Raw genomic sequence first — 13,311 nt, 5'->3', positions numbered from 1 at the left:
TCACGGGAAGCGATGTCTGCAACGGTAGATGGGGACAAATCAGCATTGGTTCCGAGACGGGTGACGCATCGGACGATGAACCGGGTGCGCCGCGTCCTGCGCGGGCCCCGTCCCGAGGCGGTACCCGCGCTCGTCGGCTCGGCCTGCACCCTCATCGGTCTGATCGACATCGCGGCCGGTGTCTTCCCGCGGTTCCGGCACAGCCGGATGCACACCCTCGCCGAGGTGCTGCCCGGAGCCCTCGGCCCGTTCGCCGCCGCGCTCTCGCTCAGCACCGGAGTCCTGCTGCTCCTGCTGGCACACGGCATCAAACGCCACAAGCGGCGCGCCTGGCGGGCCGCGGTGATCCTGCTGCCCGCCGGGGCCCTCGCCCAGTTCGTCTACCGCCACTCCGTCGTCGGCGTCCTGCTCTCCCTGGGCCTGCTCGCCCTCCTGCTGCGTCACCGGGACGAGTTCGCCGCCCTCCCCGACCCCCGCAGCCGGTGGCGCGCACTGGCCAACTTCGTCGTGATGGGCGCCGGTTCGCTCGGCCTCGGCCTGGTGATCGTGAGCGTCCACCCGGGCAGGATCGTCGGCAGCCCCGGCCTCACCGACCGCCTCGAACACGTCATGTACGGGCTGGTCGGCTTCGAGGGCCCCGTCGACTGGACCGGCAACGTCCCCTGGACCGTGGGCTACTCGCTCGGCTCCCTCGGCCTGCTGACCGCCGTCACCACGATCTATCTCGCCTTCCGTCCCGAGCACCCCGCCGCCCGCCTCACCGCCGACGACGAGCGCCGGCTGCGCGCCCTGCTGGCCGCGCACGGCGGCCGCGACTCGCTCGGCCACTTCGCGCTCCGCCGCGACAAGGGTGTCGTCTTCTCGCCCAGCGGCAAGGCCGCCGTCTGCTACCGCGTCGTCTCCGGCGTGATGCTGGCCAGCGGCGACCCGATCGGCGACGTGGAGGCATGGCCCGGGGCCATCGAGCGCTTCATGGACGAGGCGAGAGCCCACTCCTGGACGCCCGCCGTCATGGGCTGCTCGGAGACCGGCGGCGAGGTCTGGACGCGCGAGACGGGCCTCGACGCGCTGGAACTCGGGGACGAGGCGGTGGTGGACGTCGCGGATTTCTCCCTGACCGGGCGCGCGATGCGCAACGTACGCCAGATGGTCAAGCGCATCGAGCGAGGCGGCTACGAGACGCGCGTACGGCGCGCCCGTGACCTCACCGACGAGGAGCTGGAACGGATCCGCCGCGCCGCGGCCGACTGGCGCGGCACCGACACCGAGCGCGGCTTCTCGATGGCGCTCGGCCGGATAGGCGACCCGGCCGACGGCGACGCCGTGATCGCCACCGCCCACAAGGCGGACGAGCACGCTCCGTACGGCGATCTGAAGGCGATCATCCACTTCGTTCCCTGGGGGGACGACGGCATGTCCCTGGAGCTGATGCGCCGCGACCGCTCCGCCGATCCCGGCATGAACGAGCTGCTCATCGTCGCCGCCCTCCAGGCCGCCCCCGCCCTCGGCGTCGAACGGGTCTCCCTCAACTTCGCCATGTTCCGCTCGGCGCTCGCCCGCGGCGAGAAGATCGGCGCCGGCCCGGTGCTGCGACTGTGGCGCGGGCTGCTCGTCTTCCTCTCCCGCTGGTTCCAGATCGAGTCGCTGTACAAGTTCAACGCCAAGTTCCGGCCGCGCTGGGAACCGCGTTTCGTGGTCTTCCGCAGCACCCGCGACCTGCCCCGCATCGGCTTCGCCGCGATGCAGGCGGAGGGCTTCGTCACCCTCTCGCCGCCCCGCCCGTTCGCCCGCCGCCGCGCCGCCCGCGACCCACGCCCCTGCGCCCACCTCCCGCGGCGCTCCGAACAGCACGAGGTCCGCGCCGCCTGACCGCGCCCGGGCCCCCGATGCCTCCCCGGCGACGGGCCCCGGCCCGGATGTCTCCCCGGCGCCCTGCCCCGGCCACGATCCGCCGGGCAGGCCCTAGGCTGGCCACATGAGTACGTTGCGCGGACGGGGTACGGCCGACGGCCTGCCGGAGTGGGATCGCTGTGCGGTCATGGGGGTCGTCAATGTGACGCCCGACTCCTTCTCCGACGGAGGCCGCTGGTTCGACACCAAGGCCGCGATCAAGCGCGGCCTGGACCTGGTCGCCCAGGGCGCCGACCTGGTCGACGTCGGCGGCGAGTCCACCAGGCCCGGAGCGACCCGCGTCGACGAGGCCGAGGAACTGCGCCGGGTCGTCCCGGTCGTCCGCGGGCTAGCCGCCGAGGGCGTGGTCGTCTCCGTCGACACCATGCGCGCCTCCGTCGCCGAACAGGCGATCGCCGCCGGTGCCGTCCTGGTCAACGACGTCAGCGGCGGTCTCGCCGACCCCCGCATGGTCCCCGCCGTCGCCGACACCGGCGCCCCGTTCGTCGTCATGCACTGGCGCGGGTTCAGCGAGGACATGAACAGCCGCGCGGTGTACGGCGACGTCGTCGCCGAGGTGGTCGCCGAACTGCGGGAGCGCATGGAGGCCGTCGTCGCGGGAGGCATCGCGCCCGAGCGCATCGTCGTCGACCCCGGTCTCGGCTTCGCCAAGATGGCCGAGCACGACCTCGCGCTCGTGGCCCATCTCGAGGAGCTGCGCGCCCTGGGCCGCCCGGTCCTGGTCGCCGCCTCCCGCAAGCGGTTCCTCGGCCGGGTGCTCGCCAAGGAGGGCGCGACACCGCCGGCCAGGGAACGCGACGCGGCCACCGCCGCCGTCTCCGCCATCGCCGCCCACGAGGGCGCCTGGGCCGTACGGGTCCACGAGGTGCGCGCCACGGCCGACGCCGTGCGCGTCGCACGCGCCGTCGAGGGCGCCCGGTGAGCCCTACCGACACGGAGCTGGTCGAGAAGGCCAACACCGCCTTCTACGAGGCGATGGAGCAGGGCGACTTCGAGGAGCTGTCCGCGCTCTGGATGGACGAGGACATCTCCTGCGTCCATCCCGGCTGGCCCGTCCTCTCGGGCCGCGGCGAGGTCCTGCGCTCGTACGCGCTGATCATGGCGAACACCGAGTACATCCAGTTCTTCCTGACCGACGTGAAGGTGAGTGTGGCCGGCGACACGGCCCTCGTCACCTGCACCGAGAACATCCTCAGCGGCGGTCCCGCCGAGGAGGCCGGCGAACTCGGACCGCTCGTCGGCCAGCTCGTCGTCGCGACCAATGTGTTCCGCCGCACATCCGACGGCTGGAAGCTCTGGTCACATCACGGTTCCCCCGTACTGACGGAAACCGAGGGCGAAGAGGACGAGGACAGCCCCTCGTAAGTGGGTAAGCGCCCCACAGGAGGTTGATGGCCGGCCTCCCCCGGGTATACGCGGCTACCCCAGCCCACGCGGTTTCCCCCGGGACCCGTGGGCATGTCGTGTCGGTGCTCGCAGGTAGATTCGAATGCGGGTACCGCGCCGTCCGCACATGGCCGGGAGCCCGCATCCCGCTAGTACAGAAAGCAGGAGTGATTCGCGTGGATCGTGTCGCGCTGCGCGGCCTCAAGGCCCGCGGGCACCACGGCGTCTTCCCCCGGGAGCGGGAGGAGGGCCAGACCTTCATCGTCGACCTGGTGCTCGGCCTGGACACCCGCCCGGCGGCGGCCGACGACGACCTGGCGAAGACCGTGCACTACGGCGTGGTGGCGGAGGAGGTCGTGGCGGTCGTCGAGGGCGAGCCCGTCGACCTGATCGAGACGCTGGCCGAGCGCATCGCCCAGCAGTGTCTGAAGCACGACGGCGTCGAGGAGGTCGAGGTGGTGGTGCACAAGCCGGACGCCCCGATCACGGTGCCCTTCGACGACGTGACCATCACGATCACCCGGAGCCGAGTATGAACAAGGCCACGAGCGACCCCACCGTGCAGCCTGTGCCCACCTCCGTGGTGGCTCAGGTGGACGCCGCCGACATCACCCTGTCCAACCCCAAACAGGCGGTCATCTCGCTCGGCTCCAACCTGGGCAACCGACTGGAGACCCTCCAGGGCGCGATCGACGCCCTCGAGGACACCCCCGGCCTGCGGGTCAAGGCGGTCTCCCCGGTGTACGAGACGGAGCCGTGGGGCGTCGAGCCCGGCAGCCAGCCCTCCTACTTCAACGCGGTGGTCGTGATCAAGACGACCCTGCCGCCGTCCTCGCTCCTGGAGCGCGGCCAGGCCATCGAGGAGGCGTTCGACCGCGTCCGCGACGAGCGCTGGGGCCCCCGCACGATCGACGTCGACATCGTGGCGTACGCGGACGTCGTCTCCGACGACCCGGTCCTCACCCTCCCCCACCCGCGCGCCCACCAGCGCGCCTTCGTGCTCGCCCCCTGGCACGACGTCCAGCCCGAGGCCCAGCTGCCGGGCCGGGGAGCCGTCGCCGAACTGCTCGCGGGCATCGGCGTCGCCGGTGTGGAGCCCCGGGCCGACCTGGAACTGCGGCTGCCCGAGTAGTCGTTAGGCTCGTACGGGACGATCGCGTGCGGCGCGGTCCCGTGGCGATCGCGTGCGGCGCGGTCCCGTACGGGGATGTCCCGTACGACACCACAGCTGAAGGGCGGCTCTTAGCGGTGAAGCAACTACGGCTCGGTGTGCTGGCCGGACTCTTCGCCGCGGCAGGAGTCCTCTCCTGGGGCGGCGCCCGCCTGTGGGACTCCCTGGGCACCCTGCCGAGTGTGCCGCTGGCCGCGCCCATCGTGCTCGGGGTGATCGCCGCCGTCCTCGCCGCCACGGCCCTGTCGCTGCGCGCCCGGCTGAAGGCGCAGCGCGAGCGCCGGCCGGGGGCGAAGGGCGTCGAACCGCTGATGGCGGCGCGCGCCGTGGTCTTCGGCCAGGCGAGCGCGCTGGTCGCGGCGCTGGTGAGCGGGATGTACGGCGGCACGGGCGTGTTCCTGCTCGGCTCGCTCGACGTGCCCGCCCGCCGTGACCAGGCGATCTACGCCGGGCTCTCGGTGGTGGCGGGCATCGCCGTGATCGCGGCCGCGATGTTCCTGGAGCGCGTCTGCAAGCTGCCGGAGGACGGCGACGACGACACCAACCAGGCGGCCCGCGCGATGTGATCCGCGGCGCCGGTGGCGAGAGCCGTCAGTGCGCCATGATCAGGCTCATCGCCTCGTTGCGCGTCGCCGCGTCCCGCAGCTGGCCGCGCACCGCCGAGGTGATCGTCTTGGCTCCGGGCTTGCGGATGCCGCGCATCGACATGCACATGTGCTCGCACTCGACGACGACGATCACGCCCCGCGGCTCCAGGATGTCCATCAGCGAGTCGGCTATCTGGGTGGTCATCCGCTCCTGGACCTGCGGGCGGCGGGCGTAGACGTCCACCAGCCGGGCCAGCTTGGACAGGCCCGTGATCTTCCCTGTCGTCGAAGGGATGTAGCCGACGTGCGCCACGCCCCGGAAGGGCACCAGGTGGTGCTCACATGTCGAATACACCTCGATGTCCTTGACGAGGACCATCTCGTCGTGGCCGAGATCGAACGTCGTCGTCAACACGTCCTCCGGCCGCTGCCACAGCCCGGCGAAGATCTCCTTGTACGCCCGCGCCACCCGCGCCGGCGTCTCCTGCAGCCCCTCGCGGTCCGGGTCCTCGCCCACCGCCAGCAGCAGCTCGCGTACGGCGTTCTCCGCCCGCTTCTCGTCGAACTCGGCGATCACGCGCTCGCCGTTCAGCGTCACCGGGTCGGTCATCTGTGCCTCGTTCCTCTTGCTCGGGCTGCGGACATACCAAAATGCCGCGTCCCCCAGGCTAGAACCTGGGGGACGCGGCATTCATTCCGGGGCGGCGCCGAGCCGGGGGCTCAGGCCTCCGGGCGCTCCTCGGGGACCGCCTCGACGGTCTCCGTCGGGACCGCCTTGGTGACGTCCGCCACCGTCGGCGTGCTGCCGTTGGCGCCGTTCGTCAGGGCGAGCTCCTTGGGGGAGAGCACCGGCGGGCGGGTGGAGGGCGTACGGCGGGAGGAGCCGGTCCACGCCGGGCGGGCCGGGCGCTTCACGATCGGGGCGAAGATCTCCGCGATCTCCTCCTTGCCGAGGGTCTCCTTCTCCAGCAGCTGGAGGACCAGGTTGTCGAGGACGTCGCGGTTCTCGACGAGGATCTCCCACGCCTCGTTGTGCGCCGTCTCGATGAGCTTCTTGACCTCTTCGTCGACGAGCGCCGCGACCTCTTCCGAGTAGTCGCGCTGGTGCGCCATCTCGCGCCCCAGGAAGGGCTCGGTGTTGTCGCCGCCGAACTTGATCGCGCCGAGCCGCTCGGTCATGCCGTACTGCGTGACCATCGCGCGGGCGGTGGCCGTGGCCTTCTCGATGTCGTTCGCCGCGCCCGTGGTCGGGTCGTGGAAGACGAGCTCCTCGGCCGCGCGGCCGCCCAGCATGTACGCCAGCTGGTCGAGCATCTCGTTGCGCGTGGTGGAGTACTTGTCCTCGTCTGGGAGCACCATCGTGTAGCCGAGGGCCCGGCCGCGGGACAGGATCGTGATCTTGTGGACCGGGTCGGAGTTCGGTGAGGCCGCCGCGACCAGGGCGTGTCCGCCCTCGTGGTACGCGGTGATCTTCTTCTCCTTGTCGGACATGATCCGGGTCCGCTTCTGCGGGCCCGCCACGACGCGGTCGATCGCCTCGTCCAGCATGTGGTTGTCGATGAGCTTCTTGTCGCTGCGCGCGGTGAGCAGCGCGGCTTCGTTCAGCACGTTCGACAGGTCGGCGCCGGTGAAGCCCGGCGTACGGCGTGCCACGGCGGACAGGTCGACGTCCGGGGCGACCGGCTTGCCCTTCTGGTGGACCTTGAGGATCTCCAGCCGGCCCTGCATGTCGGGACGGTCGACGGCGATCTGCCGGTCGAAGCGGCCCGGACGCAGCAGCGCCGGGTCGAGGATGTCGGGCCGGTTGGTGGCGGCGATCAGGATGACGCCGCCCTTCACGTCGAAGCCGTCCATCTCGACGAGCAGCTGGTTGAGCGTCTGCTCGCGCTCGTCGTGCCCGCCGCCGAGGCCCGCGCCGCGGTGCCGGCCGACGGCGTCGATCTCGTCGACGAAGACGATCGCCGGGGCGTTCGCCTTGGCCTGCTCGAACAGGTCCCGGACACGGGAGGCACCGACACCGACGAACATCTCGACGAAGTCGGAACCGGAGATCGAGTAGAACGGGACGCCCGCCTCGCCCGCGACGGCGCGCGCGAGCAGCGTCTTGCCGGTGCCGGGCGGGCCGTAGAGCAGTACGCCCTTGGGGATCTTGGCGCCGACGGCCTGGAACTTGGCGGGCTCCTGGAGGAACTCCTTGATCTCGTGGAGCTCCTCGACCGCCTCGTCGGACCCGGCCACGTCGGCGAAGGTCGTCTTGGGGGTGTCCTTGGTGATGAGCTTGGCCTTGGACTTCCCGAAGTTCATGACCCGGGAGCCGCCGCCCTGCATCTGGTTCATCAGGAAGAGGAAGACCACGACGATCAGGACGAAGGGCAGGAGCGAGAGCAGCACCGAGACGAACGGGCTCTGCTTCGACGGCGAGACCGTGTAGCCCTTCTCGATCTCACCGGCCTCGAACTTCTCCTGCAGCTTGTCGGCCAGATCGGCGCCCTGGGTGCCGATGTAGCTGGCCTGCACCTTGGTGCCGCCGTCGACCTTCTGGCCCTTCTTGAGCTCGATCTTGATGATCTGCTCGTCGCCAGTGGTCAGCTTTGCCTGCTTGACCTGGTTCTTGTCGATCGCCTGGACGACCTCGCCGGTGTCCACCGTCTTGTAGCCGCCCGACGAGCCGACGACCTGCATCAGCACGACCACGGCGAGGACGGCCAGCACGATCCACATGACCGGCCCACGGAAGTATCGCTTCACGTCCATCCATACGGAGCGAATCCGCTCCGTCCCTCCTGCCCGTAGGTAAATGCTGCTGTGGGACTTGCTATGAGACTGCTATGAGAAAAGACAACTGTTCTTCGGACGGTACCTCAGCATTGTCACCGGAGACCGCCTTCCCATGCTCCAACGGCGGAAAGGCGGCCTGGGTTCCCCGGGACGTGCCGGTGCCTCAGCCCCCGTAGACGTGCGGCGCGAGCGTGCCGACGAAGGGGAGATTGCGGTACTTCTCCGCGTAGTCCAGGCCGTATCCGACGACGAACTCGTTCGGGATGTCGAAGCCGATCCACTTCACGTCGATCGCGACCTTCGCGGCGTCCGGCTTCCTCAGCAGGGTGCAGACCTCCAGGGAGGCCGGCTCGCGCGAGCCGAGGTTGGTCAGCAGCCACGACAGGGTCAGGCCCGAGTCGATGATGTCCTCGACGATCAGGACGTGCTTGCCCTTGATGTCGGTGTCCAGGTCCTTGAGGATCCGGACGACGCCGGACGACTGCGTGCCCGCGCCGTACGAGGACACGGCCATCCAGTCCATCGTGACGGGGGTGGCGAGCGCACGCGCCAGGTCCGCCATCACCATCACGGCGCCCTTGAGGACTCCGACGATGAGCAGGTCCTTGCCCGCGTACTCCGCGTCGATCTTGGCGGCAAGCTCGGCGAGCTTGGCGTCGATCTCTTCCTTGGTGATGAGCACCGACTGGAGGTCGTTGCCCATGTCCTTCTCGTTCACCCGCGTCGCTTTCTGTCTCGGCGGTTCAGCCTTGCCGAATGACCAGTCTGCCACCCTGGCGACGCGCCTCCACCCGGCCGGGCAGATTGATGGCCCGCTGACCGCGCCAGCCGGTGATCAGCCGGTCGACCTCTTCGACGTGCCGGGCGAAGAGGGAACCGGCCGGCGCACCGGCCTCGATGGCGGCCCGGCGCAGCACCCGCCGCCGTACGGCGGCCGGCAGGTCGAAGAGCTTGGCGCACTCCAGGGCGCCGCTCTCGTCCCGTACCCGGGCGGCCACGTCGGCGGCCCAGCGGTCGAGCGCGTCGGCGTCGTCGCGGGAGAGGCTCGCGGTACGGGCAAGGGCTTCGACGACGCCTTTGCCGAGCGCCTTCTCCAGGGCGGGCAGGCCCTCGTGGCGCAGCCGGGAGCGGGTGTAGGCGGGGTCGGCGTTGTGCGGGTCGTCCCAGACCGGCAGCGACTGGACCATGCAGGCCGTGCGGGCGGTCTGGCGGTCGATCTGGAGGAAGGGGCGGCGGTAGCGGCCGTCCGCCCCCGAGACGGCGGCCATACCGGACAGCGAGCGGATGCCGGATCCGCGGGCGAGACCGAGCAGAACGGTTTCCGCCTGGTCGTCACGCGTGTGGCCGAGCAGCACGGCCGAGGCGCCGAGGCGCTCGGCGGCCTCGTCGAGCGCGGCGTAGCGGGCGTCGCGGGCGGCGGCCTCGGGCCCTCCCTCGCGGCCGACGCGCACGGCGACGGCCTCGACGGGGTCGAGGTCCATGGCGGTGAGGCGGGCGACGACGTCGGCCGCGCGCTGCGCGGAACCGTCCTGGAGGCCGTGGTCGATGGTGATGCCGCCGGCGCGGACGGAGAGTTTGGGGGCCTCGAAGGCGAGGGCGGAGGCGAGCGCCATGGAGTCGGCGCCGCCGGAGCAGGCGACGAGGACGAGCGGGCACTCTCGCGTGGCGCGGGCGGCGGCTGCGGCGGTGTCGGTGTGCTCTGCGTGCTGTGTGTGCTCTGCGTGCTGTGTGAGGACTTCGTGGAGTACGCGGCGGACCGCCAGGCGTATCGCCGCGACCGCAGGATGGGGACCCATGTCCGGTGCCCTTCGTGAAGTTCGGGAGGGGTGTCTCGGTCCGAGGTGAACGAGAGCGACGGGAATTCAGTCACTCAGAGTGCGTCGATGGTGACAGAACCGAGCCAATACCCGAGCATTGCACGCCTGCCCAACGCCCACGGTCCCTCGGACGGGTGATTGGAGGGGCGCCGTTCTGCCGTCCCGGCCCGTCGTTCACGACACTGCTCTACGGTGCACCTTCCCACTGCTCTACGGTGCGCCCTCGCCCTTGCGGTGCACCCGCGCGACCCAGTCCGCCGGTGTGGCGATCTCCGCCTTGGTCGGGAGCGTGTTGGGGGACGTCCAGACCCGGTTGAACCCGTCCATCCCGACCTGGTCCACCACGGAGCGCACGAAACGCTCGCCGTCGCGGTACTGCCGCAGCTTGGCGTCCAGGCCGAGCAGCTTGCGCAGCGCGAGGTCGAGGCGGCTCGCGCCACGTGCCCTGCGCTGCTGGAACTTCTCCCGGATCTCGCTCACGGAGGGCACCACGTCCGGCCCGACGCCGTCCATCACGTAGTCCGCGTGGCCCTCCAGCAGGGACATGACGGCGGTCAGCCGGCCGAGGATCTCCCGCTGGGCGGGTGTCTGGACCAGCTCGACGATGGAGTGGCCGCCCTCGTCGTCCTCGCCCTCGGGGCGGGCCCCGACGAGCGACTGCGCGGCCTCCCGGAACCGTTCGAGAACGGTCATCGGGTCCATCTCGGTCTCGCCCAGGAATGACTGGATCTCGCCCTCGAGATGGTCCCGAAGCCACGGCACGCCGGTGAACTGGGTGCGGTGCGTCTCCTCGTGGAGGCAGACCCAGAGCCGGAAGTCGTGCGGGTCGACCTCCAGTTCGCGCTCGACGTGGACGATGTTGGGGGCGACCAGGAGCAGCCTGCCGCCGCCGTTGCCGTTCGGGTCGGCCGGGTCGCCGGCCGGCAGGTCGCGGGTGGCGGGGGCGAAGGTCTCGTACTGCCCGAGGACCCGCGAGGCGAGGAACGACAGGAGCATGCCGAGCTCGACGCCGGTCACCTTGCCGCCGACCGCGCCCAGCACCGCGCCGCCCGGCGTGCCCGAGCGGCGTTCCTGCATCTTGTCCAGCAGGGGGCGCAGCAGTTCGCGGAAGCCCGCCACGTTCGCCCTGATCCAGCCGGCCCGGTCCACGACGAGGACGGGGGTGTCCTGCGGCTGAGAGCCCGCGGGGATCATCGCTGTGAAGCCGCGCACGTGCTCCTCGGAGGCCTTGGCGTGCCGGCGCAGCTCGGCGACGACGGCTCGCGCCTCGTCACGGCTCACGTCGGGACCTGGCCGCACGAAGCGGGTCGCGGTCGCCGCGGCGAGGTTCCAGTCGACCATCTCGGCACCACCGATGCTCGTCATGCGTCAACCGTACGTTCTCCACCGCCGGGGCGTGCAGGTGTCGGCCGCCCCGTCCGCCCCCTACCCGGCCGCGGGAGTGCGGGCGCGTGCCGTGTCCTGCGCGGGCCGCCCGCCCGCGCGGGTGCCGCGGCGCGCAGGGCCCGGCCGGGTGGACGGGGCTACTTCGCGAGGGCCGACGCCAGGCGGTCGAGGGCGTCCTGCGCCGCGCCCCGCGAGGGGGTGCCGTCGGCGAGGAACGCGAAGCCGAGGAGTCGCCCGCCGGGGGCGACGACGGTGCCGGCGAGGGTGTTGACGCCGGTGAGCGTGCCCGTCTTGGCGCGGACGAGGCCGGAGCCGGACGAGGACGGTGCGTAGCGGTTCTCCAGGGTGCCGGTGAAGCCCGCGACGGGGAGGCCGGTGAGGACCGGGCGCAGTTCGGGGTGGGCCGGGTCGCCGGAGCGGGCGAGCAGCGCCGTCAGGAAGGCGGCGGAGACCTTGTCCTGCCTGCTCAGACCGCTGCCGTCGGCGAACCGGGCGCCGTCCAGCGGCAGCTGGAGACGGCGCAGCTGTCCCGTCACGGCCCGTCCGGCGCCGGCGAAGTCCGCCTTCTCCCCGGTGGCCGTCGCGGTCTGCCGGGCGAGCGACTCTGCTATGTCGTTGTCGCTGCTGGTCAGCATCCGTTCGACGATCGTGGAGAGGGGGTCGGAGAGTACCTGGGCGAGCGGGACGGCCTTCGCTGCCGCCCGGCCGGGCCGCGGGACTCCGCTCACGCGCACGCCGCGCTCCTCCAGCATCGTGGCGAAGACGCGGGCGGCCTCGCCTGCCGGGTCGGCGGTGCGCGTGGCGGCGCCGGTGCTCCGCGGGTCGTTGCGCCCCTGGTCGACCATCAGGGCGCTGACCGGGGCGATGTTGTCGTTGGGGCCGATGGGGTGCAGCAGGGGGCCGGTGTAGAGCGAGGTGTCGTGGACGAGGCGGACGGCACCGGCGCGGCGCTCGCGCAGGGCGCGGGCCGTGCGGTCGGCGAGCGTGGCGAGACGGGCCCGGTCCAGGGTGGCGTCGCCGCCGCCGACGAGGGTGATCTCCTTCGCCTCCGCGGTCGCGACGACCGTGGTGGGTATGCGGTGGTCGGGTCCGAGGGCGGACAGGGCGGCGGCGGCCGTGGCGATCTTCACGGTGGACGCGGGGGTCATGGGGACCGTCGCCCCCTTCCCGTACAGCCGCTCCCCGGTGCCGAGGTCGACGACGCAGGCGGTCGGCGACGGGCCGAGGCCGGGGGCGCCGAGCAGCGGTCCGAGGGCCTTCGCGAGGACGGCCGGGACGGTCGCGGGAGCCTGCGCGGACGCGGTGCGCGGGCCGCCGAGGGCGGTGAGCACGGCAGGGGCGCTGGGAGCGGGGGCGGGGCGCCGGGGCGCCGGCCGCCCGTGATGTACGCCACCCGTACGCCCGTGGGCCACCGCCCACTCCTTCTCGGCCTTACGCTGGCCCGAGTCCCAGGGGCCCGCCGCGGCAACCGCCCCGGCGGCGAGGGCGAGGCCGGCAACGGCGGCGCCCGCTGCGAGCTGCCACGTCCTGACCTTCGGCACCGCCGCACCAGCCCCTTTCGCGATCACCCAAGTGCGTGAGGGACACTTAATCACCGTCAATCACGTCTTGCTATGTCTTGATCATGGAGGAGCCACCCGTGGAGTTCGACGTCACCATCGAGATCCCGAAGGGTTCGCGGAACAAGTACGAGGTGGACCACGAGACCGGTCGGATCCGCCTGGACCGTCGACTCTTCACCTCGACCAGCTACCCGGCGGACTACGGCTTCGTCGAGAACACCCTCGGCGAGGACGGCGACCCGCTGGACGCGCTGGTCATCCTCGACGAGCCGACCTTCCCGGGCTGCCTGATCAAGTGCCGCGCCATCGGCATGTTCCGGATGACCGACGAGGCGGGCGGCGACGACAAGCTGCTGTGCGTGCCGGCGTCCGACCCGCGCGTGGAGCACCTGCGCGACATCCACCACGTGTCCGAGTTCGACCGCCTGGAGATCCAGCACTTCTTCGAGGTCTACAAGGACCTGGAGCCCGGCAAGTCCGTCGAGGGCGCCAACTGGGTCGGCCGCGCCGAGGCCGAGGCCGAGATCGAGGCCTCCTTCAAGCGCCTGGAGGCGCAGGGCGGCGCGCACTGACGCCGCTTGCACGAACCCCTGACGCGGGCGGGACACCTCGGTGTCCCGCCCGCGTCGCGTAGCCGGGCGGCCGCTGACCCCTTGGACATGCCCATACTGGGCAGGAGGGCCGGACACGGGGCTCGTACGAGAGGGAGCGAG

The 13,311-nt window shown here is 71.5% G+C and carries 13 protein-coding genes; 7 read left to right on the top strand and 6 right to left on the bottom strand.

Annotated features, from left to right (window positions below):
- The first annotated feature begins 12 nt into the window (after positions 1-12).
- From AB0K02_RS13575 to AB0K02_RS13550, 6 genes are all read left to right on the top strand, one after another.
- Positions 13-1,869: a phosphatidylglycerol lysyltransferase domain-containing protein gene (locus AB0K02_RS13575; RefSeq protein ID WP_365992548.1), complete on the top strand. Its 1,857-nt coding sequence runs from the start codon at positions 13-15 to the stop codon at positions 1,867-1,869.
- A 106-nt stretch (positions 1,870-1,975) separates the two neighbouring features.
- Entirely contained in the window at positions 1,976-2,833 is an 858-nt protein-coding gene (folP, locus tag AB0K02_RS13570; protein ID WP_365992547.1) for a dihydropteroate synthase, read from the top strand.
- Positions 2,830-3,276, top strand: coding sequence for a nuclear transport factor 2 family protein (locus AB0K02_RS13565; protein WP_365992546.1), 447 nt, complete (start codon positions 2,830-2,832; stop codon positions 3,274-3,276). Before folP ends, AB0K02_RS13565 begins: the two co-directional genes overlap by 4 nt.
- 197 nt (positions 3,277-3,473) lie before the next feature.
- Entirely contained in the window at positions 3,474-3,833 is a 360-nt protein-coding gene (folB, locus tag AB0K02_RS13560; RefSeq protein ID WP_177149541.1) for a dihydroneopterin aldolase, read from the top strand.
- Complete coding sequence (gene folK / locus AB0K02_RS13555; protein ID WP_365992545.1) at positions 3,830-4,429, top strand: 2-amino-4-hydroxy-6-hydroxymethyldihydropteridine diphosphokinase; 600 nt, start codon at positions 3,830-3,832, stop codon at positions 4,427-4,429. The genes folB and folK overlap by 4 nt, the downstream gene beginning before the upstream one ends.
- Positions 4,430-4,545: 116 nt before the next feature.
- A complete protein-coding gene (locus AB0K02_RS13550) occupies positions 4,546-5,034 on the top strand; it encodes a DUF3180 domain-containing protein (RefSeq protein ID WP_365992603.1) in 489 nt (162 codons plus the stop codon).
- A 25-nt stretch (positions 5,035-5,059) separates the two neighbouring features.
- On the opposite strand, the gene folE is transcribed toward AB0K02_RS13550, so the two are convergent.
- From folE to dacB, 6 genes are all read right to left on the bottom strand, one after another.
- Entirely contained in the window at positions 5,060-5,665 is a 606-nt protein-coding gene (gene folE, locus AB0K02_RS13545) for a GTP cyclohydrolase I FolE (RefSeq protein WP_365992544.1), read from the bottom strand.
- A 110-nt stretch (positions 5,666-5,775) separates the two neighbouring features.
- Entirely contained in the window at positions 5,776-7,809 is a 2,034-nt protein-coding gene (gene ftsH, locus AB0K02_RS13540; RefSeq protein WP_177149544.1) for an ATP-dependent zinc metalloprotease FtsH, read from the bottom strand.
- A gap of 187 nt (positions 7,810-7,996) precedes the next feature.
- Positions 7,997-8,536, bottom strand: a complete 540-nt coding sequence (gene hpt, locus AB0K02_RS13535; RefSeq protein ID WP_365992602.1) for a hypoxanthine phosphoribosyltransferase — start codon at positions 8,534-8,536, stop codon at positions 7,997-7,999.
- 40 nt (positions 8,537-8,576) lie between these two features.
- Positions 8,577-9,629 (bottom strand): tRNA lysidine(34) synthetase TilS, encoded by a 1,053-nt coding sequence (gene tilS / locus AB0K02_RS13530; protein ID WP_365992543.1) that lies wholly within the window; start codon positions 9,627-9,629, stop codon positions 8,577-8,579.
- Between the two features lie 231 nt (positions 9,630-9,860).
- Positions 9,861-11,015, bottom strand: coding sequence for a zinc-dependent metalloprotease (locus tag AB0K02_RS13525; RefSeq protein ID WP_365992542.1), 1,155 nt, complete (start codon positions 11,013-11,015; stop codon positions 9,861-9,863).
- Between the two features lie 158 nt (positions 11,016-11,173).
- A complete protein-coding gene (gene dacB, locus AB0K02_RS13520; RefSeq protein WP_365992541.1) occupies positions 11,174-12,577 on the bottom strand; it encodes a D-alanyl-D-alanine carboxypeptidase/D-alanyl-D-alanine-endopeptidase in 1,404 nt (467 codons plus the stop codon).
- A gap of 98 nt (positions 12,578-12,675) precedes the next feature.
- Here dacB and AB0K02_RS13515 point away from each other — a divergent pair, with 98 nt between their 5' ends.
- Complete coding sequence (locus AB0K02_RS13515) at positions 12,676-13,170, top strand: inorganic diphosphatase (protein ID WP_017949744.1); 495 nt, start codon at positions 12,676-12,678, stop codon at positions 13,168-13,170.
- Positions 13,171-13,311: the final 141 nt, after the last annotated feature.

The organism is Streptomyces sp. NPDC049597, assembly GCF_040675505.1.
Taxonomy (GTDB): Bacteria; Actinomycetota; Actinomycetes; order Streptomycetales; family Streptomycetaceae; genus Streptomyces.
Note: the sequence above shows the minus strand (reverse complement) of the source record. Positions and strands in the feature narration are given on the sequence as shown.